This window comes from Rhodococcus sp. MTM3W5.2 (assembly GCF_001984015.1).
Taxonomy (GTDB): domain Bacteria; phylum Actinomycetota; class Actinomycetes; order Mycobacteriales; family Mycobacteriaceae; genus Rhodococcus_G; species Rhodococcus_G oryzae.
In genome coordinates this window covers 4,675,399-4,700,401 of record NZ_CP019572.1, presented here as the reverse complement: position 1 = coordinate 4,700,401, position 25,003 = coordinate 4,675,399, and the positions used below count along the sequence as shown (strand labels likewise).

The 25,003-nt window shown below is 70.1% G+C and carries 21 protein-coding genes and 2 pseudogenes; 15 read left to right on the top strand and 8 right to left on the bottom strand.

The window, feature by feature from the left end; translation table 11 throughout:
- Positions 1-82 precede the first annotated feature (82 nt).
- The 4 genes and pseudogenes from BTZ20_RS26945 (at position 83) to BTZ20_RS21305 (ending at position 6,152) form a co-directional block, all read left to right on the top strand.
- The gene (locus tag BTZ20_RS26945) at positions 83-1,894 is read left to right on the top strand and encodes a DUF222 domain-containing protein (RefSeq protein ID WP_077042732.1); all 1,812 of its coding nucleotides are present in this window, start codon (positions 83-85) and stop codon (positions 1,892-1,894) included.
- Between the two features lie 75 nt (positions 1,895-1,969).
- Positions 1,970-3,300: pseudogene (locus tag BTZ20_RS21315) on the top strand (cryptochrome/photolyase family protein).
- Between the two features lie 9 nt (positions 3,301-3,309).
- Positions 3,310-4,674 (top strand): TIGR01777 family oxidoreductase, encoded by a 1,365-nt coding sequence (locus BTZ20_RS21310; protein ID WP_077042731.1) that lies wholly within the window; start codon positions 3,310-3,312, stop codon positions 4,672-4,674.
- On the top strand, positions 4,671-6,152 hold the full coding sequence (locus tag BTZ20_RS21305) for an SDR family oxidoreductase (protein WP_077042730.1): 1,482 nt from the start codon (positions 4,671-4,673) through the stop codon (positions 6,150-6,152). The genes BTZ20_RS21310 and BTZ20_RS21305 overlap by 4 nt, the downstream gene beginning before the upstream one ends.
- 16 nt (positions 6,153-6,168) lie before the next feature.
- On the opposite strand, the gene BTZ20_RS21300 is transcribed toward BTZ20_RS21305, so the two are convergent.
- Positions 6,169-6,762, bottom strand: a complete 594-nt coding sequence (locus BTZ20_RS21300) for a lipocalin family protein (RefSeq protein WP_077042729.1) — start codon at positions 6,760-6,762, stop codon at positions 6,169-6,171.
- A gap of 83 nt (positions 6,763-6,845) precedes the next feature.
- On the opposite strand from BTZ20_RS21300, the gene BTZ20_RS21295 reads away from it, so the two are divergent.
- The 4 genes and pseudogenes from BTZ20_RS21295 to BTZ20_RS21280 all read left to right on the top strand — a co-directional run bounded on the left by BTZ20_RS21295 (position 6,846) and on the right by BTZ20_RS21280 (position 10,971).
- Entirely contained in the window at positions 6,846-8,174 is a 1,329-nt protein-coding gene (locus BTZ20_RS21295; RefSeq protein ID WP_077042728.1) for an NAD(P)/FAD-dependent oxidoreductase, read from the top strand.
- Positions 8,129-8,905 (top strand): DUF1365 domain-containing protein, encoded by a 777-nt coding sequence (locus tag BTZ20_RS21290; RefSeq protein WP_411269091.1) that lies wholly within the window; start codon positions 8,129-8,131, stop codon positions 8,903-8,905. Before BTZ20_RS21295 ends, BTZ20_RS21290 begins: the two co-directional genes overlap by 46 nt.
- A pseudogene (locus BTZ20_RS21285) lies at positions 8,902-10,171 on the top strand (class I SAM-dependent methyltransferase). The gene BTZ20_RS21290 and the pseudogene BTZ20_RS21285 overlap by 4 nt, the downstream one beginning before the upstream one ends.
- The gene (locus BTZ20_RS21280; protein WP_077042727.1) at positions 10,168-10,971 is read left to right on the top strand and encodes a DUF1295 domain-containing protein; all 804 of its coding nucleotides are present in this window, start codon (positions 10,168-10,170) and stop codon (positions 10,969-10,971) included. The pseudogene BTZ20_RS21285 and the gene BTZ20_RS21280 overlap by 4 nt, the downstream one beginning before the upstream one ends.
- Here BTZ20_RS21280 and BTZ20_RS21275 read toward each other — a convergent pair.
- Positions 10,968-12,866 (bottom strand): propionyl-CoA synthetase, encoded by a 1,899-nt coding sequence (locus BTZ20_RS21275; protein WP_077042726.1) that lies wholly within the window; start codon positions 12,864-12,866, stop codon positions 10,968-10,970. The two genes, BTZ20_RS21280 and BTZ20_RS21275, sit on opposite strands and share 4 nt — an antisense overlap.
- A 36-nt stretch (positions 12,867-12,902) precedes the next feature.
- Here BTZ20_RS21275 and BTZ20_RS21270 point away from each other — a divergent pair, with 36 nt between their 5' ends.
- Positions 12,903-13,580, top strand: a complete 678-nt coding sequence (locus BTZ20_RS21270; RefSeq protein ID WP_077042725.1) for a GOLPH3/VPS74 family protein — start codon at positions 12,903-12,905, stop codon at positions 13,578-13,580.
- Positions 13,580-14,479, top strand: coding sequence for an SDR family oxidoreductase (locus tag BTZ20_RS21265; protein WP_077042724.1), 900 nt, complete (start codon positions 13,580-13,582; stop codon positions 14,477-14,479). Before BTZ20_RS21270 ends, BTZ20_RS21265 begins: the two co-directional genes overlap by 1 nt.
- A 4-nt stretch (positions 14,480-14,483) precedes the next feature.
- Here the strand turns inward: BTZ20_RS21265 and BTZ20_RS21260 are convergent, their stop codons facing one another.
- Genes BTZ20_RS21260 through BTZ20_RS21240 form a run of 5 tightly spaced genes read right to left on the bottom strand, consistent with a single transcriptional unit; the run spans position 14,484 to position 18,901 of the window.
- On the bottom strand, positions 14,484-15,977 hold the full coding sequence (locus BTZ20_RS21260) for a carboxyl transferase domain-containing protein (RefSeq protein WP_077042723.1): 1,494 nt from the start codon (positions 15,975-15,977) through the stop codon (positions 14,484-14,486).
- 9 nt (positions 15,978-15,986) lie between these two features.
- Positions 15,987-17,171 carry an ABC transporter permease gene (locus BTZ20_RS21255; protein WP_077042722.1) on the bottom strand — a complete coding sequence of 395 codons (1,185 nt, stop codon included), beginning with the start codon at positions 17,169-17,171 and terminating at the stop codon, positions 15,987-15,989.
- The gene (locus BTZ20_RS21250) at positions 17,168-18,070 is read right to left on the bottom strand and encodes an ABC transporter ATP-binding protein (protein WP_077042721.1); all 903 of its coding nucleotides are present in this window, start codon (positions 18,068-18,070) and stop codon (positions 17,168-17,170) included. The genes BTZ20_RS21255 and BTZ20_RS21250 overlap by 4 nt, the downstream gene beginning before the upstream one ends.
- Positions 18,067-18,621 carry a hypothetical protein gene (locus BTZ20_RS21245; RefSeq protein WP_077042720.1) on the bottom strand — a complete coding sequence of 185 codons (555 nt, stop codon included), beginning with the start codon at positions 18,619-18,621 and terminating at the stop codon, positions 18,067-18,069. Before BTZ20_RS21245 ends, BTZ20_RS21250 begins: the two co-directional genes overlap by 4 nt.
- Positions 18,614-18,901 carry a helix-turn-helix transcriptional regulator gene (locus tag BTZ20_RS21240; RefSeq protein WP_077042719.1) on the bottom strand — a complete coding sequence of 96 codons (288 nt, stop codon included), beginning with the start codon at positions 18,899-18,901 and terminating at the stop codon, positions 18,614-18,616. The genes BTZ20_RS21245 and BTZ20_RS21240 overlap by 8 nt, the downstream gene beginning before the upstream one ends.
- 139 nt (positions 18,902-19,040) lie before the next feature.
- On the opposite strand from BTZ20_RS21240, the gene BTZ20_RS21235 reads away from it, so the two are divergent.
- The 5 genes from BTZ20_RS21235 to BTZ20_RS21215 all read left to right on the top strand — a co-directional run bounded on the left by BTZ20_RS21235 (position 19,041) and on the right by BTZ20_RS21215 (position 23,349).
- Positions 19,041-19,544, top strand: coding sequence for a hypothetical protein (locus BTZ20_RS21235; protein ID WP_145982382.1), 504 nt, complete (start codon positions 19,041-19,043; stop codon positions 19,542-19,544).
- A gap of 107 nt (positions 19,545-19,651) precedes the next feature.
- On the top strand, positions 19,652-21,055 hold the full coding sequence (locus BTZ20_RS21230) for a PepSY-associated TM helix domain-containing protein (protein WP_077042717.1): 1,404 nt from the start codon (positions 19,652-19,654) through the stop codon (positions 21,053-21,055).
- Entirely contained in the window at positions 21,052-21,624 is a 573-nt protein-coding gene (locus BTZ20_RS21225; protein ID WP_077042716.1) for a copper resistance protein CopC, read from the top strand. The genes BTZ20_RS21230 and BTZ20_RS21225 overlap by 4 nt, the downstream gene beginning before the upstream one ends.
- Positions 21,621-22,145: a copper chaperone PCu(A)C gene (locus tag BTZ20_RS21220; RefSeq protein ID WP_077042715.1), complete on the top strand. Its 525-nt coding sequence runs from the start codon at positions 21,621-21,623 to the stop codon at positions 22,143-22,145. The genes BTZ20_RS21225 and BTZ20_RS21220 overlap by 4 nt, the downstream gene beginning before the upstream one ends.
- Positions 22,138-23,349, top strand: coding sequence for a Dyp-type peroxidase (locus BTZ20_RS21215; RefSeq protein ID WP_077042714.1), 1,212 nt, complete (start codon positions 22,138-22,140; stop codon positions 23,347-23,349). Before BTZ20_RS21220 ends, BTZ20_RS21215 begins: the two co-directional genes overlap by 8 nt.
- Here BTZ20_RS21215 and BTZ20_RS21210 read toward each other — a convergent pair whose 3' ends face one another.
- Positions 23,350-24,990 carry an ABC-F family ATP-binding cassette domain-containing protein gene (locus BTZ20_RS21210; RefSeq protein WP_077042713.1) on the bottom strand — a complete coding sequence of 547 codons (1,641 nt, stop codon included), beginning with the start codon at positions 24,988-24,990 and terminating at the stop codon, positions 23,350-23,352.
- Between the last annotated feature and the right edge of the window lie 13 nt (positions 24,991-25,003).

Sequence of the window (25,003 nt, the reverse complement as noted above, 5' to 3'; positions counted from 1 at the left end):
TGTGCCCGGAACGATGGTGGAAATTCTGTCGCCTTCTCGAAAGCGGACCTGTCGTCAAACCTCTGGGCATAGAATCGAATGTATGTTCGAGAGCGGTGGCGCGGTCGGGGTTGGCGAGGTGGGGTCCGGTGTCGAGGCGGAGGTCGCCTCGTTGCTGGCCGATGTCGCTGCCCTCGACGAGGTGGCCTGGTCCTGCCGGGCGGAGAATCGGTTCGCGGCGCGGAAGGTGTTGGCGGCGGGCCGGTTCTGGGAGTCGTGGATCGAACGCGATGTGCGGTTGGGTTCGGGTGACATCGTCGATTGCGGCAATGGTGCGGTCGCGGAGTTGGCGGTGCGGATGGGTTGCTCGAAGACCGTGGCCGAGTCCCATGCCGCGCTGGGGATGGATCTCCGGTTGCGGCTGCCGCTGGCCCGTGCCGTGTTCGAGTCCGGTGAGCTGGATCTGCCGCGGGTGCGGGTGATCAGTCGTGAGACGGCGGGGCTGAGGCCGGAGACGGTGGCGGCGTTGGAGCTGGGGATCGTGGCGGCCGCGCGGCGGCTGACGCCGGGCCCGTTGGCCGGTGAGATCGGTCGGCTCGTCTCGGAGTTTTCGGCGGAGGAGGCGGCCGCGCGACGGGAAACCGCGCAGGAGTTGGGGCGCCGGATCGTCAAGCGTTCCCGCGGCATCATTTCCACCATCGAGGTGAATGTGTCGCCGGAGGAGGCCGAGCAGGTGATGCAGCTGGTCGCGGAGTTCGCGGCCACGGTGTGCCCGCATGACAAGCGCGGCAAGCAGTGCCGGCTGGTGGATTCGGTGATGGCGATCATGCACGGCGAGCCGTACCTGCGGTGCAGCTGCGGGCGCGCCGACTGCACACAGGCCGAGCGGGCCGCGCTGCCGGGTCGGCGGGCGCCGCTGACGCAGGTCACCATTGATATTGCGACGCTGCTCGGGTTGTTGTCCGAGCCGGCGTACCTGCACGGGCACGGGCTGATCGACCCGGAGCTGGCACGCAAACTGGCCGCGGACGGAACCTGGCAGGCACTGCTCACCGAGGCACTCAATCTGGCCGAGGAGCTGGGGCTGGTCACCCACCCGGAGGGCGACGACACCGACGGTGAGGGCAACCACCGCGCCGCCGACTGCGAGGGTGTCCACGACTCCGACAATCAGCCGACGGCGGAACCGGTCGACTACCCGGCGGGAAGGGTCGGAGCGGTCGATGAGATTGCGCCGGAGTCGAAGTCAGCAGACAGGTCAGCTCGGACCGAGGCCGACCCACCCGAATTCGCTACTCCGCCACCACCGCTACCTCCGCGGTTCTGCGTGCGGTCGTTCCTCTCCCGAGGCAGTCGCCGAAAAGCCGGCTACATCCCGAATTCGGTATGGCACCTCCACCGCGATCGTGCACTTCACCACCACCCCCGACCAGCATCGGCACCATCACCGACGCGATCCTCGCCGCCATCGAAGCCGACCCCACCCTCGCCCGACCGGAACACCCCGACGGACACGGCGGCCTCACCACCCCACCCGTCGGCGCCCTCACCTACCGTCCCGACGCCGCCACCACCGCGCTCGTCCACGCCCGCGACGGCCACTGCCGATTCCCCGGCTGCACCCGCCCCGCCGCCGGATGCCAACTCGACCACATCATCGAATACCGCGCTCACGACCCCATCGCCGGCGGCTGGACCATCACCACCAACCTGCAATGCCTCTGCCAGTTCCATCATCAACTCAAAACCCTCGGCCTCTGGACCGTCACCGCACTACCCGGCCACGCCATGCTCTGGACGTCCCGCACCGGCACCACCGCCCTCACCCTCCCCACCGGCGCCCACGGCAGCCACACCCTCACGACTCCGGCCCCGCGGATCACCGGCCGCCGCGGCCACACCCCACCACCGGTGACATCACCGGACCCGCCACCGTTCTGAGTCGGGCGGCGCAGCGAAACCGGCCGCGCTGCGGTGTAGAAATGCAGGCATGGGCCCCGCGATCGTGTGGTTTCGGCGTGACCTGCGCACCGGCGACCTTCCGCCGCTGTCGGCGGCCGCCGGGGACGAGGTGCTGGGGCTCTTCGTGCTCGACGAGGCGTTGCTGCGACCGTCCGGCGAGCCGCGGCGCGACTTCCTCTACGCCTGCCTGGCAGCGCTCGACGAGGAGCTCGGAGGCAGGCTGTGTGTGGTCAGGGGCGATCCACGGGTCGTCGTCCCGCAGGTGGCCAGGGACATCGGCGCAGGCGCGGTGCACGTCAGCGCCGACTTCGGGCCATACGGGCGTGCTCGCGACGACGCCGTGGCGAGGGAGGTCGATCTCGTCCGTACCGGTTCGCCCTACGCGGTGGCGCCGGGCCGGGTGACGAAGGCCGACGGCGCGCCCTACCGGGTGTTCACCCCGTACTTCGGTCGCTGGCTCGACCACGGCTGGCGTGCACCCGCGGACACCTCCGCGCGCACGGTTTCGTGGCTGGATCCGGGGCTGTCGATCCGGGTGCCGATTCCGCGGACCGGCCCCGCGACCCGAGAGCGGGCGGGGGAGCGGGCGGCGCTCGCGCGGTGGGCGGAATTCCGGGACGACGACCTGGCGGACTACGACACCGGCAGGGACCGGCCCGACCTCGACCGCACGAGCCGAATGTCGGTGTACCTCAAGTACGGGTGCATTCACCCGCGCACGATGCTCGCGGATCTCGCCGGTCGGAGCGGCGCCGGTCCTGCGGCGTTCCGGCGGCAGCTGGCCTGGCGGGATTTCTATGCCGACGTCCTGCACCACCGCCCCGACACCGCACGGTGCAACCACGACCCGCGTTTCGACGCGCTGCGCTACGACAGCGGACCCGATGCGGAATCGGCGTGGTCGGCCTGGTGCGCAGGCCGGACCGGATACCCGATCGTCGATGCCGGCATGCGTCAGCTGCTGGCCGAGGGCTGGATGCACAATCGGGTCCGGATGATCGTCGCGTCCTTTCTGGTGAAGGACCTGCACCTGCCGTGGTGGCGCGGGGCCAGGTACTTCATGCGGCACCTGATCGACGGTGACCTGGCCTCGAATCAGCACGGCTGGCAGTGGACCGCCGGATCGGGAACCGATGCGGCCCCGTACTTTCGGGTGTTCAACCCGATCAGCCAGGGCAGAAGTTCGACCCCGACGGCGACTACGTACGCCGTTGGGTGCCGGAGCTGCGCGGCATCGCCGGAGCCCGGGTACACACGTTGGCCGACGGTCGCCCCCACGGCTACCCGGACCCGATCGTGGATCACGGCATCGAGCGTCGGGAGGCGCTGGCACGCTACGGCGAGCTGAAACGGGGCTAGGGTCGAACGATGGGCATCGTGTACTCGAGCGTGGTGGACACGCCCCGAGCCGAGGTCTTCGACTGGTACGGCAGGCCGGGCGCCTTCGCCCGGCTGTCCCCGCCGTGGCAGCCGCTGCAGATCGTCTCCGAGGCGGACTCGCTCGCCACCGGACGCGCTGTGCTCGCACTGCCCGGTGGGCTGCGGTGGGTGGCCCGCCACGACGGCGCCGCATACGACCCACCCCATCGCTTCGTCGACGAGCTCGCCGCCGACGGGCCGGCATCGATCCCGGTCCGGGCCACCCTGTCCTGGAGGCACATTCACGATTTCGCCGAGGTCACCGCGGGATCGACCCGGGTGATCGACCGGGTCGAGACCTCGGTGCCGGAGTTCCTGTTGCGGTCGACGTTCGCCTATCGGCATCGCCAGCTCGCCGGGGACCTGGCCGCACACCGCTGGGCGAGCGAGCGGGGTGTCCGGCATGCGGTGGTGGCAGTCACCGGCGCCTCCGGTCTCGTCGGGTCGGCGCTGACCGCATTCCTGAGCACGGGCGGGCACCGGGTGATCCGCCTGGTGCGGCGCGCGCCGCGGACGCAGGACGAACGACGGTGGGATCCCACGAATCCCGCCGCGGACCTGTTGGCGGGCGTCGACGCCGTGGTGCACCTGGCCGGGGCGTCGATCGCCGGGAGATTCACCTCGGCACACATGCGGGAGATCAGGGACAGCCGCGTCGGGCCCACCCGGCTGCTGGCGGAGCTCGCGGGCCGCACCGACGGCGGTCCGCGAACCTTTGTGTCAGCCTCGGCCATCGGGTACTACGGATTCGATCGCGGCGAGGAACTCCTGTCCGAGGACAGCTCCCGCGGCGACGGGTTCCTCGCCGACGTGGTCGCCGACTGGGAGGCGGCCACCGGGCCCGCGGAGGAGGCCGGGCTGAGGGTCGTCCGGGTGCGCACCGGGGTCGTACAGTCCGCCAGGGGCGGCACCCTCGCGCTGCTCCATCCGCTGTTCGCGGCGGGGCTGGGTGGGCGGATCGGCGACGGTAGCCAGTGGCTGTCGTGGATCGGGCTCGACGACCTGGTGGACGTCTATCACCGGGCCCTGTTCGATGACGCGCTCCGCGGACCGGTCAACGCGGTGGCGCCCGCCCCGGTCCGCAATGTCGACTACACCCGCACCCTCGCGCGGGTCCTGCACCGCCCCGCGGTCCTGCCGGTCCCGAGCTTCGGTCCGCGCCTGCTGCTCGGCGAGCGGGGTGCCCGCGAGCTGGCCGAGGCCGATCAGCACGTGGTCCCGACGAGGCTCGCGCTCGCGGGGCACGGGTTCCGGCACCCCGAGGTCGACGCGGTGCTGCGCCACCAGCTCGGCAAGGCGATCGACACCCCATGAGTGGCTCGCACGTCCTGGTGCTGGGCGCGACCGGCTACATCGGTGGCCGATTGACGCCGCGGTTGCTCGCGGCCGGCCACCGCGTCAGGGTGCTGGTGCGTTCCCCGGACAAGTTGCACGACGTGCCGTGGGCGACCGATGTGGAGATCGTGCGTGGCGATCTGAACGATCCCATGTCGCTTGCGGGGGCGTTCGCCGACATCGAGGTCGTCTACTACCTCGTCCACTCGATGGGCAGCAGCGCCGAGTTCGTCGAAACCGAGCGACGCGGAGCGCTGAATGTGGCTGCGGCCGCGCTGTCCTCGGGAGTATCGCGGATCGTCTACCTCGGCGGTTTGCACCCCGCCACGGCCGACCTCTCGGCGCACCTGAGATCGCGCACCCAGGTCGGGCAGATCCTCGTCGGCTCGGGGATCCCGACGATGGTGCTGCAGGCCGGGGTGGTCATCGGGTCAGGATCCGCGTCGTTCGAGATGATCCGGCACCTGACCAATCGGTTGCCGGTGATGACGACACCGAGGTGGGTGAACAACCGCATCCAGCCGATCGCGGTCCGCGACGTCCTGTACTACCTGATCGCGGCCGCCGAGGCCCCACTGCCGCATAGCCGCAGTTACGACATCGGGGGACCGGACGTGCTGCGCTATGGCGACATGATGAAGGTCTACGCGCAGGTCGCGGGCCTGGCGAACCGCCGCATCGTGGTGCTCCCGGTGCTGACACCGAGGCTGGCCGGTCTGTGGATCGGGCTGGTGACGCCGATCCCCACCGGCCTGGGCCGGGCCCTGATCGAGTCGCTGCACAACGATGCCGTGATGGTCGAACACGGCATCGACGAGGTCATCCCGCCGCCTGTGGAGGGGCTGACCTCGTACCGCGACGCTGTTGGTCTGGCTCTTCGCCGCATCGAACGCGGGGAGGTGGAGACCACGTGGGCCAATGCCTCACCGGTGGGGGCACCCTCGGACCCCCTTCCGTCGGACCCGACCTGGGCAGGCGAGGTGGTCTACACCGATGAGCGCAGCAAGATGTGCGATGCCGACGCGCGGACGTTGTGGCAGGTTGTCGAGAGTATCGGCGGAGAGAACGGCTGGTACTCGTTCCCGCTCGCATGGGCGGTCCGTGGCTGGCTCGACCGACTGGTCGGGGGAGTCGGATTGTCGCGTGGCCGCCGCGACGCGCGGCGGCTCCAGACCGGAGACGCGCTGGATTTCTGGCGGGTGGAAAAGATCGAGCGCGGCACCCTGCTGCGACTGCGGGCGGAGATGCGTGCACCTGGAGGGGCGTGGCTGGAGTGGCGTGTGCGTCCAGGCGACGCGGGCACCGCCCGGCTGGATCAGCGGGCCATCTTCTTCCCGCGTGGCATCGCGGGGCGCGTCTACTGGTACGCGATCCTCCCGTTCCACGGGATCATCTTCAAGGGCATGGTCAACAACATCACGGGCACCGCGGCCCGGCAGCATCCCCACGAAACCTGAACCCAGCCGGCGCTTGTCAGACCGTGCACAGCGGACGGATGTCCTCGCGCCCGCCGGTCGTTGGCGAGGTGAGGAGCAGACACGAGTTGTACCCGCGTGATTCGACGACGGCGCGGATCTCCCGCCAGCGTTCGGCGGAGGCGGAGGCGGACCGGGACAGCACGAATCCGGAGAGTCGGGCCGGGTCCCCGACGAGTGCCCACGAGTAGTCGTCGGCGATGTGGCTCACGACGTAGTTCGTCGGCCCGTCCAGCGAGTCCTGCGTGGACACCCCGGGGAAACTCACATGCAGCTGCGCCATGGTGGCGGGGTCGTTCACCCGCGCATTGCCGGTGACACCGCTGCTGCCCCCGGTCCACGTGGTGCAGCTGTTCTCGACGCGCACGTTCCGCGCGTCGAGCAACGAGTACGTGGCCCGGGTGTCACGGGCACAGGTCAGGCTGAACGGTTGCGGTATAGCGGCGAGCTGATGCCACGTGCCCAGGTAGCGCTGCACGTCGAGCGACGGGACCGGACTCAGGGGCGCGGCGGTGGCGGGCGCCGCGACGAGCACGGTGCCCGCGAGCACGGCGAAGCCAACGGCGGCGTGGAAGATCGGATTCTTCGTCATGCGATGTGGTTCGTAGCGGACGGCCGGCCGGATTGGTCCGAATTGCCACCCATCCGAATCCGGACCTGCTCCGAACCACTCGTATGCAGAACCTCCCCGCGGGCCGGAACGTCGCCGTGATCGGTGGCGGCGTCGCCGGTCTGACCGCCGCCCACGTCCTGTCCCGCCGAGATCGGGTCACCCTGTACGAGGCCGACGACCGGCTCGGCGGGCATGCGCACACGCACAGGGTGCACCTCGACACGGGGCAGACGGTGTCGCTGGACACCGGGTTCATCGTGCACAACGACCGGACGTATCCCACGTTGCTCCATCTCTTCTCCGAGTTCGGCGTCGACACGCAGGAGTCGGACATGTCCATGTCGATCCGGTCCGACATCAACGGCCTCGAATACGCGGGCGCGCGGGGTCTGCGTGGGTTGTTCCCGACGGTAGGCGCGCTGCGGCGTACGCGGCACTGGCGCATGCTCGCGGAGATCACGAGGTTTCACCGGTCCGCCCGTGGCGTCCTCGGCATGCCTGCCGACCACCCCGACTCGCACGAGACACTCGCCGACTTCCTCGCCCGGCACCGCTTCAGCCGGTACTTCCTCGACCACTTCATGACGCCGCTGGTGGCGGCGGTCTGGTCCTGCGACCCCGCGTTGGCCGCGAGCTATCCGGCGCGGTACCTGTTCACCTTCCTCGACCACCACGGCATGCTGACGGTTTTCGGTTCGGTGCCCTGGCGGACCGTCACCGGCGGATCGTCGAACTACGTCGAGAAGATCGCATCCAGGATCGACGAGGTACTCACCGGCACGGCGGTCACCCGGATCGACCGCCGCGACGGGGTGTGCGTGATCGACTCGACGGGCGAGGTGCGCTACTTCGACGCCGCCGTGGTCGCCGTGCACCCGCACCAGGCCTTGGCGATGCTCGGCGGCCGCGCCTCCGCGCTCGAGAGGTCCGTGCTGGGCGCCATGCCCTACTCGACCAATCACGCTCAGCTGCACACCGATCAGTCCGTTCTGCCGCGGGCACGGCGGGCACGAGCCTCCTGGAACTACCTGATTCCCGAGCGCGGCGTCGGCCCGCACGGTGTCATCGTCACCTACGACCTCACTCGCCTGATGCGCATCGACTCGGTCACCGACCGTCGATTCCTCGTGACGCTGGGCGGATCGCACCTGGTGGACCCGGCGTCGGTGATCGCGGAGATGACCTACGAGCATCCGATCTACACACCGGAGTCCGTTGAGGCGCAGTCCCGTCTGGCGGACCTCGGCTCGGACACGGTCGCATTCGCCGGTGCCTATCACGGTTGGGGGTTCCACGAGGACGGGGCGCTCTCCGGAGTGCGCGCCGCGCAGCGGCTCGGTGGTGTGTGGGATGCGAACGCGGCCACCACGGTTCGGCAGGCCGCGCGGTGAACGGGTCAGCCGCCCTCTACCGGACCAGGATCCGGCACGTCCGAACCGAACCCGTTCACAACGCGTTCGGCTACCGCAGCTACAGCTGGTTCATCGACCTCGACGCGCTGCCCCGCTTACCGTGGTGGCTCCGGCCGTTCGCCGGATTCCGGGCAGAGGACCATCTCGAGCCCGGCGGGGGCAGAACCCTCAGGGACCGCGTCGATGCCCTGCTGGCTGTGCACGGCATCGACCTGCGGGGCGGGCGGGTGACGGCGCTGATGAACGCGCGGGTGCTGGGCTACGTGTTCAACCCGCTGAGCCTGTTCTGGTGTCACGACAAAGCCGGTGACCTGCGCTGCGTGCTCGCCGAGGTACACAACACCTACGGGGGCAGGCACTGCTACCTCGTCCGCACGGATCGGAACGGTCGCGCCGAGACCGACAAGCGGTTCTACGTCTCGCCGTTCAACGAGGTCGATGGCGTCTACGCGATGCGGCTGACGGAACCCTCCGAGGATCTCGACGTCCGCGTCGTGTTGTACCGGGACGGGCGGGCACCGTTCGCCGCGACGATGCGCGGCCGGCGACGACCCGCGACCGCCGCGAACGTGGTGCGCGCACTTCTGGCGGCGCCGCTGGCCCCGCTGGTGGTTGCGGCGCGAATCAGAGTCCAGGGCGTCAGGTTGTGGGCGCGCGGGGTACCCATCGCGCCCCGCCCGGCCACCGAGGAAAAGGAGAGGGCCCAGTGACCGCGGAGAGTGTGAGAACCGATATCGACGACCGGATCTGGCCTGGTCTCGCAGGTGTCCCCACGGGGCCGCGCGCGCGATTTCTTGCGGCCGGCGCCGATCGACTGTTCCGTCGCGCGGCCGGTCGCCTCGAGATCCGCGTCGAGTACCCGGACGGCTCGATCGTCGGAGCAGGCGACCGCCGAGACATCCTGCCGCGAATGATCATTCGTAGACCGGACGCGTTCGCCGCGCGGCTCGCCGACGGTGGGCTGATCGGGTTCGCGGAGGCCTACATGGCGGGCGACTGGACCGCGCCAGACCTGGCCGCGGTCCTGGCGACCTTCGCCGCGGGCGTGGAGACGCTGGTCCCGCGTCCGCTGCAGCGGCTCCGCAGGCTGTTCGTCGCCGCGCAACCCACTGGTGACCTCGGCACCGAACAGAACGCGCGGTCGAATGTGTCCCGGCACTACGACCTGTCGAATGAACTGTTCGAGCTATTCCTCGACGAGACGATGACCTACTCCAGCGGGTTGTTCGACGGGGGACCGGTCGGATGGGACCAGCTCGCAAACGCGCAGCGCCGCAAGATCGATCGGCTGCTCGATGCCGCGGGCGTGGGACCGGGCACCCGGCTGCTCGAGATCGGCACCGGGTGGGGGAGCTGTGTATCCGCGCCGCGCAGCGGGGTGCCACCGTCCGCTCGGTCACCTTGTCGACGCAGCAGCGGGCGCTGGCGCGCCGTCGCGTGGCCGAGGCCGGGCACGCCGACTCGGTGCAGATCGACCTGCTCGACTATCGCGCGGTCGAGGGCGAATACGACGCGATCGTCTCCGTGGAGATGATCGAGGCGGTGGGTCATCGGTTCTGGGAGACGTACTTCGCCGCGCTGGACCGACTGCTCACCCCGAGGGCACGGTGGCACTGCAGGCGATCACGATGGCGCACGACCGGATGCTGGCGACCAGGGACACCTACACCTGGGTGCACAAGTACATCTTCCCCGGCGGTTGCCTGCCGTCGACGGAGGCGATCGAGGCCGTCACCTCGCGGCACACGACGCTCCGGGTGCGGGAGCTGACCTCGATGGGCGGGCACTACGCGGAAACGTTGCGGTTGTGGAAGGAGCGGTTTGCCGCGCGTAGCGCCGACGTCGCCGCGCTCGGGTTCGACGAGACCTTCCGGCGGATGTGGCTGTTCTATCTCGCGTACTCCGAGGCGGGGTTTCGTTCGGGCTATCTCGACGTCCAGCAGATCGTGCTCGACCGTGGGACCGGTCCGCGGTGAACGCCACCGGCCCCGCGGGTTTTGCCGCGGTCAGCGTCGCCAGCCTGGTGGTGTTGGCGCTGCTGCAGGCCGCCACGTTCGCGATCGGCCGCAGGGTCGGGCGCTTCAACGTGGTCGATGTGTCCTGGGGCCTGGGCTTTGTCCTTGTTGCGGTGGTGGCGGCGACGGTCGGCGGGGGCGACCTGACCCGCCGGGTCCTGCTGGTGCTCCTGGTCGCGGTGTGGGGGCTGCGCCTGAGCTGGCACATGCACGCCAAGTCCAGGGGGCGCGGCGAGGACCCCCGCTACGAGGAGCTGCTGGCTCGGTCGGCGGGTTCTCGCACCGCGGTGGTGATTCGGAAGATCTTTCTCACCCAGGGTGCCGCGCAGTGGTTCGTGTCGTTGCCGCTGCAACTGTCCGCGGTGCTCGGAGTCACCCATGGGCCCGGTCTAGCGGTTATCGGCCTCGGCGTGGCCGTGTGGGTCGTGGGCTTCGCGTTCGAGGCTGTCGGCGACAGCCAACTCGAGCGCTTCAAGGCCGAGCCCGCCAACCGCGGCCGGATCATGGACGTCGGACTGTGGGCGTGGACCCGCCACCCGAACTACTTCGGCGACGCCTGCGTGTGGTGGGGGCTGTGGCTTGTGACCGCGAGCGTCTGGCCGGGGCCGCTCACCGTCCTCTCGCCGCTCCTGATGACCTATTTCCTCGTGTACGCCACCGGGGCCGCGCTTCTCGAGAAGTCGATGTCGCGGCGCCCGGGGTACGCCGAGTATCAGAGGCGCACCGGGTTCTTCTTCCCCCGCGCGCCCCGACCGTCCTAGGCGTCCAGCCCGCCCAGCAATCGGGCCAGGTCGTCGAGCACCGCGGGGTCCTCGATGGTCGAGGGCACTGTGTACTCGTCGTGGTCGGCGATCTGACGCATCGTCTTGCGGAGGATCTTTCCGGACCGGGTCTTGGGCAGTGCCTGCACGACGGTGACGTCGCGGAACGTCGCGACCGCGCCGATCTGATCGCGCACCATGGCCACCAGCTCCACCCTGAGCTGCTCCGGGTCGATGTCGGCGCCCGCCTTGAGCACGACGTATCCGCTCGGTCGCTGGCCCTTGAGCTCGTCCTTGATCCCGATCACCGCGCACTCGGCGACCGCGACGTGCCCGGCGACCACGGCCTCCATGCTCCCGGTCGAAAGCCGGTGCCCCGCAACGTTGATGACGTCATCGCTGCGACCGAGCACGAACACGTAGCCGTCCGAGTCGATGTAGCCGGAGTCGCCGGTCAGGTAGTAGCCGGGGAAGGTCGCCAGGTAGGACTTGACGTACCGGTCCTCGTCGCGCCAGAGCCCGGCAAGCGTGCCGGGCGGCATCGGCAGCGTGATGACGATATTGCCCTCGGCGCCTGCGGGCAGCGGCGCGCCCTCACCGTCCAGGATCTCGACGTGATAGCCGGGCACCGGCACGGTGGGGGAGCCGGCCTTGATGGGCATCGGGTCGAGCCCGCGCAGGTTCGCGCAGATGGCCCAGCCGGTCTCGGTCTGCCACCAGTGATCGATGACCGGGACGCCGAGCTTCTCGGTGGCCCACTCGTAGGTGTCGGGGTCGAGTCGCTCGCCGGCCGCGAACAGCGTCTCGAGGGAGGAGATGTCGTACTTGGCAAGCTCTTTCGCCTCGGGATCGACCTTGCGGATCGCCCGGATCGCGGTCGGCGCGGTGAACAGCGCGCGCACGCCGTGGTCGCCGATCACGCGCCAGAATGCGCCCGCGTCGGGGGTTCCGACCGGCTTGCCCTCGTAGAGCACCGTCGTCGCGCCGACCAGGAGCGGGCCGTACACGATGTACGAGTGCCCGACGACCCAGCCGACATCGGACGCCGTCCACATCACCTGGCCCGGGCCGATGTCGTAGAGGTTGCGCATCGACCAGGCCAGCGCGACCGCGTGGCCGCCGTTGTCGCGCACCACGCCCTTCGGCTTCCCGGTGGTACCGGAGGTGTACAGGATGTAGAGCGGATCGGTCGCGGCCACCGACACGCAGCCGGCCGGTTCGGCATCGGCGACCGCGGCGTCCCAGTCCAGCCAGCCCGCGACGTCGCTCGCCGATCCCGGGATCTGCTCGCGGTTCTTGACGATCACGGTGCCGGGGGCGTTCGCGGCCAACCCGAGCGCCCGCTCCACCATGGGCAGGTACTCGATGGTCCGGCCCGGCTCGAGTCCGCCGGACGCGGTGATCAGGGCCTTCGGCTCGGCATCGTCGATGCGGGCGGCCAGCTCCGCGGCCGCGAAACCGCCGAACACCACGGAGTGGATCGCGCCGATGCGGGCACAGGCGAGCATCGCGATCGCGGCCTCCGGGATCATCGGCATGTACACGATCACCCGGTCGCCCGCCGTCACGCCCTGCGCGACCAGCGCGCCCGCGAAACGCGATACCTCGTCGAGCATCTCGGCGTAGCTGTAGGTGCGGGTGGTTCCCAGCATCGCGGAGTCGTAGATCAGCGCCGCCTGCTCGCCGCGACCGGCGGCGACGTGCCGGTCGAGCGCGTTGAAGCAGGTGTTCAGCGTGGCGCCGGGAAACCACCGGTACATCGGGGCGTCGGAGTCGTCGAGGGCACTCGTCGGCGCGGTGTCCCAGTCGATGGCCTCCGCGGCCCGGAGCCAGAAGGCTTCCGGGTCGGCGGTGCTCTCGGCGATGGCTGACCTGTACGCGCCCGCGGTGCTCATGGCCCTCACCCTACTGATCCGAAGTACCGTGGATGCATGACTCTTCTCGCCGAAGATCTGCTCCTGCTCCTGCTCGATGACGAATCCGGCAAGCCGCTGATCGACAGCACCGCGCTGCCCAGGGCGTTGGCCGGTGCCGTCCTCCTCGAACTCGCGTTGGGTGGCCTGGTTCACCCGGCCGGTGAGGGGGAGGAGGTGAAGAAGGGCAGGCTCGTGCTGAGCGAGGACGCGCCGCCCGAGGACCCGATCCTCGCGGGTGCGGTCGCTCGGATCCGGGAATCGAAGCCGCTCAAGCCGGAGCGCGCGATCGAGAAGATCGACCAGCGGCTGCGCGAGGCCCTTCTCCAGCGAATCGTGGACAGGGGCTGGGTCCGCGAGTCGAAGGGGCGCCTGCTCGGGATCTTCCCGACCACGGTGTGGCCCGCGGTCGACGAGAGCCACGAGCGTGCGGTCCGCGACGAGCTACGTGCGGCATTGGTGGACGGCGCCACGCCGACCGAGCGGACCGCCGCGCTGATCTCGCTGCTCTCCGCCGTCGACGCGACGACCAAGGTCGTCACGGACGGTGACCGACGCGCAATCAAGAAGCGGGCCAAGGAGATCGCCGACGGTGAGTGGGCGGGGGTGGCGGTTCGCAGGACGGTCGAGGCCGTGAACGCGGCGATCGTGGTGGCGGTGATCATCCCCGCGACCGCGGCGGGCGGAGCTTCCTGATGCGCGGGAAGGTGGCACTGGTCGCGGGCGCGACCAGGGGCGCGGGCCGGGGGATCGCCACCGAGCTCGGTGCGGCGGGCGCCACCGTCTACGTCACCGGCCGCACCAGTGGGTCGGAGCGGTCGGAGATGGACCGGTCGGAGACGATCGAGGAGACCGCGGCCCTCGTGGACGCCGCGGGTGGTCACGGGATCCCGGTCCGGGTCGACCATCTGGTGCCGGAGGAGGTGCGCGCGCTGGTGGCGCGGATCCGGGACGAGCAGGGCGCCCTGCACGTGTTGGTCAACGACATCTGGGGAGCCACCGAGATGGAATGGGACAAGACGGTGTGGGAGTCCTCCCTCGATGTTGGCCTGCGGTACCTGCGGCTCGGCGTCGACACCCACGCCATCACAAGCCATTTCGCGATCCCGCTCCTCCTGGAGACCCCGGGTGGCCTGGTCGTCGAGGTGACCGACGGGACCGACGAGTACAACGCCGCCAATTACCGGGTGTCGTTCTTCTACGACCTGGCCAAGGCCGCGGTCAGCCGGATGGCTTTCGGGCTGGCCCACGAGCTGGGCCCGCGCGGTGCGACCGCGGTCCTGGTCACTCCGGGCTGGCTGCGGTCGGAGATGATGCTCGACAACTTCGGGGTCACCGAAGCGAACTGGCGCGATGCCACCGAGCGGATCCCGCATTTCGCCATCTCGGAGAGCCCCAGCTACGTGGGCCGAGGCGTCGCGGCCCTCGCGCAGGATCCCGATGTCGCGCGCTGGAACGGGCAGTCGCTCTCCAGCGGGCAGTTGGCGCGCGAGTACGGCTTCACCGATCTCGACGGCAGCAGGCCCGATGCGTGGCGATACCTGGTCGAGGTCCAGGACCCCGGCAAACCGGCCGACACCACCGGGTATCGCTGACGGTTCAGCGCGGCACGCCCAGGTTCCTGTAGCGCGCGATCCGGGCCGCGTACCGATCCGCCGCGGGCTGATCGACCAGGCCGGACAGCTCCCTGGCGATCGCCTCGCCGACCCGCTTGGAGAACCCGATCGGCTCGTCAGCCGCGTCGGGCAATTCCGGGATGATCGCGTCGATGATGCCGTCCCGCAACAGGTCCAATGAGCGGATGCCCTGAGCGGCGGCCATCTGTGGCGCGTGCGTGGTGTCGCGGTGCACGATGGCGCTCGCGCCCTCCGGGGGAAGCGGTGCGAGCCAACCGTTCTGCGCGGACAACACCCGGTCCGCCGGCAGCAGCGCGAGGGCGCCGCCGCCGGTGCCCTGCCCGAGCAGCACCGAGACGGTGGCCGTGTCGAGGGTGACCAGGTCCGCGAGGCAGCGCGCGATCTCCGGGGCCAGCCCCTTCTCCTCGGCCTCCTTCGACAGCGAGGCACCGAGCGTGTCGATGACCAGCACAAGCGGGATCCGCAGTTCCTCGGCGAGTTTCATCGCCCGCCTCGCCTCGCGGAGCGCGGCCGGACCCATCGTGTGTTCCGGGGACTGACCGCTGCGGTCCTGGCCGAACAGCACGCACGGCGCCCCCCGGAACCGCGCCAGCGACACCAGCACGGTCTGGTCCGCCTCGCCCTGACCGGTGCCGCTGAGCGGGATCTGCTCGGTGGCCGCGTACCGCAGCAGTTGCCGGATGCCGGGGCGGTCGGCCCGGCGCGAGAGCATCACCGACTGCCAGGCGGGCACGTCCGGGATGTCGGCGGGCTCGGGATGCGGATCCTGCCACCGCCCGGTCTCGCCGGTCATCACCCGCAACGCGCGATGAACCAGGTGCCGCAACCACTCCGGTGCCACGACGCCGTCGATGACCCCGCTGTTGTAGAGATTCTCGGCGGTCTGCACGCCCTCGGGGAACTTCTCGCCGTACAGCGCCTGGTAGACCCGAGGACCCAGGAAACCGATCAGCGCCCCCGGCTCGGCGACCGTGACGTGCCCGAGCGAACCCCAGGACGCGAACACCCCGCCGGTCGTCGGGTTGCGCAGGTACACCAGGTACGGCAGGTGCGCGGCCTTGTGCACGGTGACCGCCGCCGCGATCTTCACCATCTGCACGAAGGCGAGGGTGCCCTCCTGCATCCGGGTGCCGCCCGACGTCGGGGAGGCCAGCAGCGGCAGCCGCTCGGCGGTCGCCCGCTCGATCGCGGTGACGATCCGCTCGGCGGCGGCGACGCCGATGGACCCGGCGAGGAAGCCGAACTCGCAGGCGATCACCGCGACCCGGCGACCCCGAACCGTCCCGACTCCGGTGATCACCGACTCGTCCAGGCCGGTCTTGGCGGCGGCCGCGTCGAGGTCGGCGCGGTAGGAGGCGTTCGCCTGGACCGGTACCGGCGGCCGGTCCCAGGGCTCGAAGCTCCCCGAATCGAGTACCAGGTCCAGGATCTGCTGGGCCGACAGGCGCACGGTCATGGCCCGACCCTATCGGCCGAACGCCTCCCGCCAGGACACCGTCTTGCCGACCCGCAGGATCGAGCGCTGGTAGATCTTCGCGGCGACGAGCGAGAGCGCCACGGTGACCGCTGTCATCAGCACGATAGTGCCGATCACCTGCACCGGGCCTGTCACCCCGGCCGCGATCCGCAGCGGCATCAGGATCGCCGAGAACGGCGGGATCCAGCTCAGCACGTTGCTCAGGGTGCCGTCCGGGTTGCCGACCGCGGAGAAGGCGGAGAAGAACATCGCCATGATCAGCAGCATCAGGGGCATCGTGGTGGAGTTCACGTCCTCCTGGCGCGAGACCATCGAGCCGGCCGCGGCGTAGAGCACCGCGAAGAACGTGAAGCCGAGGACGAACCAGCCGAGGGTGCCCGCGAACACGCCGAGCGCGGTGCCGGTGACGGTCAGGACGCCGGTGGCGAGCCCGGCGCCGACCCCAGCGACACCGTATGCCGTCAGCTGCACCAGTCCGACCGCGCCGATGCCGATGACCTTGCCCCACAACAGTTGCAGCGGGCGCAGGGTGGACAGCAGCAGCTCGACCACCCGGCTGGACTTCTCCTCCACGACGCCCATCGCGACGTACATGCCGAAGCCGAGGATCTGCATGTACAACAGGGTCACCGCGGCGATGGACATCGCGACGCGCTGGCCCTCCTCGGGGTCGGGCGGATCGATCGTCTCCACCGTGACCACGGCCGCGCCCACGTCCGCGCTCAGTTGTTCGACGTCGACGCCCTGGGCCGTCAGCGCCCGCTGCTGTGCCTGGCCGGTGACCGCGATGTCGACCACGGTGCGCAGCCCGGCGTCGATCTCGGTTTCGGTGACCGCGGTGGCGGAACCGTCCGGGTTCGGGATCAGGGCCACGTCCAGGTCACCGCTGCCGACGCGATCTCGAGCGGTCTGTTCGTCGGGGATCTCGGACACCTCAACCGACGTGCCCACCTGCTCACCGGCGGCCACCAGGGCCGGGGACAGCGACTGGTCCCCGACCAGTCCGATGGCGGCGCGGTCGGCCTCGTCGCCGCCCGAGAAGATCGAGTACCCGACGATGCCGCCGACGATGGCGATCAGGATGACCAGATTGCTGATCAGGAAGCTCTTCTTGCGGACCTGGGTGAGGAACTCGCGCTTGGCGACCAGGCGTACCGCGCGGGCGGTGTTCATGCCGCGACCACCTCTCGGAACAGTTCGGTGAGGGACGGGCGGTGCAACGAGAACTCGTGCACCGGTCCGGTTTTCAGGGCGGCGGCGAGGATCTCCTGGTCGTCGGCGCCGGGGTCGAGCGTCAGCACGGTGCGCCCGTCGGTGTGGCTGACCGTGCTCACCCCTGCCAGGTGCCGTGCCCAGTCCGCGGTCGCGCCGGGGGCGTGCACGACGAGCTGGGTGTTCTCGCCGCCGCGCAGTTCGTCAACTGTGCCGATCGCACGCATCTTGCCGTGCTTGATGATGCCGACGCGGTCGCACAGTCGCTGCACGAGGTCGAGCTGGTGGCTGGAGAAGATCACCGGCACCCCGGTCTTCGCCTTCTCGATCAGGACGTCGCTCATCACGTCCACCGCGACCGGGTCGAGCCCGGAGAACGGCTCGTCCAGGACCAGCACCGCCGGGTCGTGCACCAGCGCCGCGGCCAACTGGACCCGCTGCTGGTTGCCCAGGCTCAGCGAGTCGACCGTGTCACCGACGCGTTCGGCGATACCGAGCCGCTCGGTCCAGCGGGCCACCGCCGACCTCGCCTCGGCGCGCGAGAGTCCGTGCAGTTCGGCAAGGTACGAAAGCTGGGCGCCGACCTTCATCTTCGGGTAGAGGCCGCGCTCCTCGGGCATGTACCCGATGGTGCGACGCACGTCCAGGTCGACGGGCCTGCCGCCGAGTCGCACCTCGCCGGAATCGGCGGACAGCACGCCGAGCGCGATCCGCATGGTGGTGGTCTTGCCCGCGCCGTTGCTGCCGACGAATCCGAAGATCTCGCCCTGGCGCACCTCGAAGCTGAGGTCGTCGAGCGCGACCACGTCGCCGTAGCGCTTGGAGATGCGGTCGATGGTGAGGGTGTTGCTGTCGGTCACGCTGCCTCCATGGGGAATTCGTCGGACTCGGGATCGGGATCGGGTCGGCTCCAGGCCAGGATCATGGCGGGCGAGCAGCCGCCGATCATCAGCGTGGTGAGGGTCAGCAGCCCGCCGGTGTAGGCCATCGTGGTGTGGTTTCCCTCGGTGACCACGCTACCGACGATCAGGTAGGTCACCGGGATCATCACCAGCGACTGGGTGATGGACAGTCCGGTGGAGCGGGCGGCGTTCTGCTGCTGCACCTCCCACTCGTCGAGGGTCCCGGAGGGCGCGTCGCCAAGGCGGCCGGAGACGATCTGCAGTGAGGTCCAGATCGGGATGAACAGCAGGCAGGCGGGCAGCCACAGCAGCGGGCCGCGTTCGAAGAAGTGGCACAACACCCCGACCGTGAGCATGAAGGCGAAGGTCGCGGCGAGCGCGATCACGAGGATTCGACGCCGGCGCTGGGTACGCCAGCCGGGCAGCATGTGCCGCCACTTCTCGGAGTTCGCGAGGAACCGGCGCACTCGGTACGCCTGATAGCGCTCGACGAGGTTCATCTCAGGCATCTCGGTTCGCTCCTGATTCGCGTGATCGGTAGAGCTCGGTGGACAGTGGCGTGAACTCGGACCGCGAGAACACCGCCTCGATCGGCAGGCCGAACACCTCGCAGATCCGCATCGCCACGTCGAGGCTCGGGTAGTGGTCGCCGCGTTCGAGCGCGCCAACGGTCTGCGGGTTCACCTCGATCAGTTCCGCCAGCCGGACCCGACTCAGCGAGCGCTCGGCCCGCAGCACCGCGATGCGGTTGAAGATCGGGCGCGATTCGCCGCGTCGTACCGGGCTCATGCATCAGATTGTTGGGAAAACACAACAGTCTGTCAAGTAGTTCCCACGGCCGGCGAATGAGTCCTACTCGATGTAGTACGGTTCGCCCATGCGCGTCGGCCCAGGTGAGAAGCTCTCTCGCCGTGTGCGCTGCGCGTCCGTGGGTTCGACCACCGCGGCCGTGGCCGTTGCCGCGCACGGCGCGGGCGGCGGCGGACTGCCTTCCGGATCCACCCTCATGCTCCTCGTCGGATTCTCCGCGGTGCTGGTCGCCGTGATGGCCGCGGTGCCCGTGCTTCGCCGTGGGGGACCCGCGCTGGTCCCGATCCTGGCGGTCGGGCAGCTCGGCGCCCACACGACGCTGGCGTTCGGCGGCGGCGGTCACCACGCGGACATGTCCTCGGGGCCGATCGGCGGCATGAGCACGCAGATGCTCGCCGCGCACGCCGTCGCGATCGGCGTCTGTGCCGCACTCATCGCGGCGGCCGAACGGATCGGCCCGCGCACGGAGGCCGCGCTGCGCGCGATCGTCGCCGCGGTCGTCGTCGCCATCCCGGTCCTCGAACGACCCCGCAGCTGGCGACCTGTCGCCGAGGTGCACCCGCTCGTATCCGCGCTCTGCCGCGTGTCGGTATCGCGGCGCGGCCCACCGCTTTTCGTCTGATCACACCTCACCCCACCGCGTAACCACGGCCGCTTGGCCGGGGCGCGGTCTCTCGCGGTTCCCATAGGGTCCCGCGCACCCAAAGTCTGATCGACGAAAGCGATGTCATGACCATCACCACCGAACCCGGCGTGCCCAAATCCACCCCGCCGGGCACCGAATCCCAGGCGCTACGCAAGCTCTTGCTGCGGCTGCACTTCTATGCCGGCGTGTTCGTCGGCCCGTTCCTCCTGGTCGCGGCCATGACGGGATTCGTCTACGCGTTCGCGCCGACGCTGGAGAAGCTCGCCTACGGGAGCTACCTCGAGGCGCCCGCCTCGGATAGCCCGCTGCCCGCGTCCGAGCAGCTCCAGGCCGCGCTCGACGGCCGCGACCCGTCCACGGTGCTGTCGCTGCAGACCGCCGAGGCCGGAGGGTCGACCCGAGTGGTGTTCGCCGACCCGAGCGTCGGCTCGGGGGAGACGACCGTTTTCGTCGACCCGGGCAGCGGCAAGGTGCTCGGCGCACTCGCGACGGACTCCGGTGACCTCCCGCTGCGGGCCTGGCTGTCGGCGTTGCACAAGAACCTGCACCTGGGCGAGGTCGGCAACCTCTACAGCGAGTTGGCGGCATCCTGGCTCGGCGTGATCGCGCTGGCCGGTCTGTACCTGTGGTGGACCAAGTACCGCCGCGACCGCGCGAACGGCACCCGGGGCCGGTTGCTGACTGTGGACCGGTCGGTGACCGGCCGACGGAGCACGCTGAACTGGCACGGTGTCGTCGGTGCCTGCGCGGCGCTCGGCCTGATCTTCCTCTCGATCACCGGACTGACCTGGTCGGACCATGCCGGCAAGAACGTGAAGACGGTCCGCACCGAGATGAGCTGGACCACCCCGAAGCTGGACACCACGCTCGGGTCCGTCCCGGCTGCGCCCGCGGGCGAGCACGCGGGGCACGGCGCACCGGCCGTCCCGGTCGTCGACGGCGCGCCGGTGGACCCGTCGGCCGTGGACGGCGTGCTGGCGGTGGCCCGCAATCAGGGGATGACCGGATCGCTGTCCGCGACGATCCCGGCCAGCGCCTCGAAGGCCTGGACGGTGAAGGAGACCGCGACCGGCGGCGATTCGATCGCGGTCGACGCCGCGACGATGCAGGTCACCGACGAGCTCCGGTTCGCGGACTGGCCGCTGGCGGCCAAGCTGAGCCAGTGGGGGATCGCCGGCCACATGGGCACCCTGTTCGGCTTCGCCAACCAGCTGCTGCTCGGGGCGCTCGCGCTGTCGCTGATCACGCTGATCGTGACCGGCTACCGGATGTGGTGGCAGCGACGTCCCCGCCGCTCGGAGGGCTTCGCGCTCGGCACCGTGCCGCGCCGCGGCGCCCTGCGGCGGCTGCCCTGGCCCGCCATCGGTGGCATCGCGGCGGTCGCGGTTGCCGTCGGCATCTTCGTGCCGCTGCTCGGCCTCTCGCTGCTCGGCTTCCTCATCGTGGACGTGTTGCTGGGGCTGCGTTCGAGGCGGCAACCGGCATGAGGCGGGCGGCGATCGCCCTGCTGCTGGCCATGGGCGCGGTCCTGCTGACCGCACCGATGGCGTCGGCGCACTCCGAACTGCTGTCCACGTCTCCCGCTCGTGACGGCGTGCTGGCGGCGCCGCCAACCGAGGTGGTGTTGACCTTCTCCACGGCGGTGCAGAAGACGGGTGCCGCGATCGTGGTCACCACCGCGGACGGGACCCGGCTCGACGACGGTCCGGTCACGCGCGACGGCGCCAGGATGATCCAACGGGTGAAGGCAGGCTCCGGGTCCGTCAACGTCCGCTGGCGGGCGGTGTCCGACGACGGGCACCCGCTCACCGGCACGTTCGGCTACCAGGTGGGCGCGCCCTCAGGGGACTCGGTCGCCGCGACGACGCAGGCGCCGGTCTCCGCTGCCCAGGTGCCCGCCGAGCGGCCGCCTACCGCGGAATCATCGCCGCTGTATCGCCGCCTGCTCGGGCCGGCCGCCCTGGTGATCGCCGGGCTCGCGCTCGCGATCGCCGCGTGGCGCTCCGGAAAACACTCCAAGACAAACGAACTCGTATCGAAGGAACATCAGTCATGAGCAACAACATCTTCACTCGCAGGCGAATGCTGGCCGCAGGCGCCGCTCTGTCCATGGGACTCGCACTCGCGGGCTGCTCCTCGGACTCCGACAACTCTGCCGACGAGGCGCGTCCGGCCGCCGAATCGGTGACCCTGACCGAGTCCTGGGTGAAGGCGGCCGACAGCGGGATGACCGCGGCCTTCGGCACCCTCGTCAACGAATCGGGGACCGACGCGACCCTGGTCGCGGTGAGCAGCCCGATCTCGCCTGCCGTCGAGGTGCACGAGATGGCGATGGGCCCCGACGGGACCATGGTGATGCAGAAGAAGGAGGGCGGGGTGGCGATCCCCGCCTCGGGTACGCACAAGCTCGAGCCAGGGGCGGACCACATCATGTTCCTTCGCCTGCCCGCTCCCGTGAAGGCGGGCACCGACGTGCCGCTGACCCTCACCTTCGGCGACGGGTCCACCTCCGAGACCAACGTTCAGGTTCGGGATTTCACAGGAGCCAACGAGAGCTACGAAGGGAATCATGGCTGAGCTGAGCCGGCGCCGCCTGCTCAGCGCCGGTGCCGTCGTTCTCGGCGGCACCGGCCTGGCCTGGGGCGCACGCGAGGTCACGCTCGACAAGGAGCAGCAGGCGGCGGTGCCGTCGGTGCCAACCGAATCGGAGGTCGAGCCGTTCTACGGCACGCATCAGGCGGGCATCGCCACGGCGCCGCAGGCGCACTCGACGTTCGTCGCGCTCGATCTCCGACCGGAGGTGGACCGGGCCGCGCTGATCCGCTTGCTGAAGGTGTGGACCGAGGACGCGGCCCGGCTCACCGAGGGCCGAGCGGCGCTGGCGGACACCGAACCGGACCTGGCCACCGAGCCGACCCGACTCACGGTCACGGTCGGCTTCGGTCCTGGCGTCTTCCGGCTCGGGGACGTCGAGCACCTGCGTCCGGCATGGCTGCGGCCGCTGCCCCCGTTCGCGGTTGACAAGCTCGAGGACCGGTGGAGCGGAGGTGATCTGCTGCTCCAGGTCGGCGCGGAGGACCCGGTCACCGTGGCGCACGCGCTGCGGGTGCTGCTCAAGGGCTCCGCGGGTTTCAGCTCGGTGCGCTGGACCCAGCGCGGCTTCCGCCGGGCCCGTGGCACGCAGGCTCCCGGCACCACGATGCGGAACCTGTTCGGTCAGGTGGACGGCACGGTGAACCCGTCACCCGGTACCGCGGATTTCGCGGACCTGGTCTGGGACACCGGGTCCGGGCAGGCGTGGATGGCGGGCGGAACCTCGGTGGTGATCCGGCGCACCCACCTCGACCTCGACGAGTGGGACAAGGTGGACCGGCCGGGACGCGAGCAATCGGTGGGGCGCAGGCTGTCGGACGGAGCGCCGCTGACAGGCGATTCGGAACATGACGAGCCCGACTTCGCCGCGATGGGCGCGACCGGGTTTCCGGTGATCCCGGAGTTCTCGCACATCGCCAGGGCCAGGTCGGCGGACCCGCGGCAGCGGATCCACCGGCGCGGGTACAACTACGACGAGGCGCCGGCTGGGGGCGAGATCTCGGACTCGGGTCTGATCTTCGTCTGCTACCAGGCCGACGTCGATGCCCAGTTCGTGCCCATCCAGCAACGACTTTCGGAGCTGGACATGCTGAACCAGTGGACGACGCCGATCGGGTCCGCGGTGTTCGCGATCCCGCCCGGCTGTGCCAAGGGTGGCTATATCGGTCAGCAGCTCTTCGGTGGCTGATCAGGATTCCGTGAGCTGACCGCCGTCCATCCGCCACCGGCGGGTGCTGCGCATCGTGTCCAGCATCCGCCGGTCGTGGGTGACGAGCAGCAGTGTGCCCTCGTACTCGTCCATCGCGCGCTCGAGCTGCTCGATGGCGGGCAGGTCCAGATGGTTGGTCGGCTCGTCGAGGACCAGCAGGTTCACCCCGCGGGCCTGGAGGAGAGCCAGTGCGGCCCTGGTGCGTTCGCCGGGGGAGAGCGAGCTCGCCGACCGCAGGACGTGCGCGCCGCGTAGGCCGAACTTGGCGAGCAGGGTGCGCACCTCGGCGTCGGGCCAGTCGGGGACCTGGGCGCCGAACGCCGCCGCCAGGGCCTCGTCGCCCTCGAACAGTCCGCGGGCCTGGTCGACCTCACCGACCGCGACGCCGGACCCGAGCGCAGCGGTGCCCGCGTCGGGAACGAGCTTGCCGAGGAGCAGCCGAAGCAGTGTCGTCTTGCCCGAACCGTTCGGCCCGGTGATGAGAACCCGGTCGCCCCATTCGATCTGGGCGCTGATCGGTCCGAGTCGGAATGTTTCACGCTGAACAACCGCGCCACTGACGGTGGCCACCACGGTGCCGCTTCGTGGTGCGTCCGCGATCTGCATCCGAAGTTCCCACTCCTTGCGGGGCTCCTCGACGACCTCGAGCCGCTCGATGCGGCGCTGCGTCTGCCTGGCCTTCGCGGCCTGCTTCTCGGTGGACTCGGAGCGGGCCTTGCGTCCCATCTTGTCGGAGTCTGCGCCCTTGGCTTTCCGCCGGGCGTTGCGGACACCGTGCTCGAGCCAATTGCGCTGCATCTGAGCGCGATCCTCGAGACCGGACTTGGTGTCGGCGTAGTCCTCGTAGCGTTCCCGCGCGTGCTGGCGGGCGATGGCCCGCTCCGCGAGGTAGGCCTCGTAGCCGCCGTCGTAGACCGCGATCTGCTGCTGGGCGAGATCGAGTTCGACGATTCCGGTCACGGTCCGCGCCAGGAACTCTCGATCGTGGCTGACCACCACGATGCCGGTGCGGGCCTCCTCGACGAACCGTTCGAGCCGCTCGAGGCCGTCGAGGTCCAGGTCGTTTGTCGGTTCGTCGAGCAGCAGCACGTCGTATCGGGAGAGCAGTAGCGAGGCGAGGCCGGCACGCGCGGCCTGGCCGCCGGACAGTGCGGTCATCTCCGCGTCGAGTCCGACGTCCAGGCCGAGGTCGCTCAGTACCTTCTCGGCGCGCTCGGACAGGTCGGCGCCGCCGAGGCCGAGCCACCGCTCGAGCGCGTGCGAGTACCGGTCGTCGCCGCCGTCCTCCGCGAGCGCCTCCGCGGCCGCGTTCATCTCCTCCTCTGCCCCGGTGACGCCCGTGCGCCTGCCGAGGAATCCCTCGACACTCTCGCCTGCGAGGCGTTCGGGTTCCTGAGTGAGATAGCCCACGGTGGCGTGCGGCGGGCTGAGCGTCACCGCGCCCTCGATGTCGGCGGTGCTGTGTCCGGACAGGATGGAGAGCAGGGTCGACTTGCCCGCGCCGTTGGCGCCTACCAGCCCGATCACGTCGCCGGGGGCCACGACGAGGTCGAGCCCGGAGAAGAGGGTGCGCTCGCCGCGGGATGCGGACAGCCCGTCGGCGTGCAGTGTTGCGGTCATGGCGACGATTGTC

Bases quoted from the DNA above. Each gene is read 5' to 3' on its own strand.
- BTZ20_RS26945 (WP_077042732.1), top strand. From the start codon at position 83: ATGTTCGAGAGCGGTGGCGCGGTCGGGGTTGGCGAGGTGGGGTCCGGT.
- BTZ20_RS21310 (WP_077042731.1), top strand. From the start codon at position 3,310: ATGGGCATCGTGTACTCGAGCGTGGTGGACACGCCCCGAGCCGAGGTC.
- BTZ20_RS21305 (WP_077042730.1), top strand. From the start codon at position 4,671: ATGAGTGGCTCGCACGTCCTGGTGCTGGGCGCGACCGGCTACATCGGT.
- BTZ20_RS21300 (WP_077042729.1), bottom strand. From the start codon at position 6,762: ATGACGAAGAATCCGATCTTCCACGCCGCCGTTGGCTTCGCCGTGCTC.
- BTZ20_RS21295 (WP_077042728.1), top strand. From the start codon at position 6,846: ATGCAGAACCTCCCCGCGGGCCGGAACGTCGCCGTGATCGGTGGCGGC.
- BTZ20_RS21275 (WP_077042726.1), bottom strand. From the start codon at position 12,866: ATGAGCACCGCGGGCGCGTACAGGTCAGCCATCGCCGAGAGCACCGCC.
- BTZ20_RS21270 (WP_077042725.1), top strand. From the start codon at position 12,903: ATGACTCTTCTCGCCGAAGATCTGCTCCTGCTCCTGCTCGATGACGAA.
- BTZ20_RS21265 (WP_077042724.1), top strand. From the start codon at position 13,580: ATGCGCGGGAAGGTGGCACTGGTCGCGGGCGCGACCAGGGGCGCGGGC.
- BTZ20_RS21260 (WP_077042723.1), bottom strand. From the start codon at position 15,977: ATGACCGTGCGCCTGTCGGCCCAGCAGATCCTGGACCTGGTACTCGAT.
- BTZ20_RS21255 (WP_077042722.1), bottom strand. From the start codon at position 17,171: ATGAACACCGCCCGCGCGGTACGCCTGGTCGCCAAGCGCGAGTTCCTC.
- BTZ20_RS21245 (WP_077042720.1), bottom strand. From the start codon at position 18,621: ATGCCTGAGATGAACCTCGTCGAGCGCTATCAGGCGTACCGAGTGCGC.
- BTZ20_RS21240 (WP_077042719.1), bottom strand. From the start codon at position 18,901: ATGAGCCCGGTACGACGCGGCGAATCGCGCCCGATCTTCAACCGCATC.
- BTZ20_RS21230 (WP_077042717.1), top strand. From the start codon at position 19,652: ATGACCATCACCACCGAACCCGGCGTGCCCAAATCCACCCCGCCGGGC.
- BTZ20_RS21225 (WP_077042716.1), top strand. From the start codon at position 21,052: ATGAGGCGGGCGGCGATCGCCCTGCTGCTGGCCATGGGCGCGGTCCTG.
- BTZ20_RS21220 (WP_077042715.1), top strand. From the start codon at position 21,621: ATGAGCAACAACATCTTCACTCGCAGGCGAATGCTGGCCGCAGGCGCC.
- BTZ20_RS21215 (WP_077042714.1), top strand. From the start codon at position 22,138: ATGGCTGAGCTGAGCCGGCGCCGCCTGCTCAGCGCCGGTGCCGTCGTT.
- BTZ20_RS21210 (WP_077042713.1), bottom strand. From the start codon at position 24,990: ATGACCGCAACACTGCACGCCGACGGGCTGTCCGCATCCCGCGGCGAG.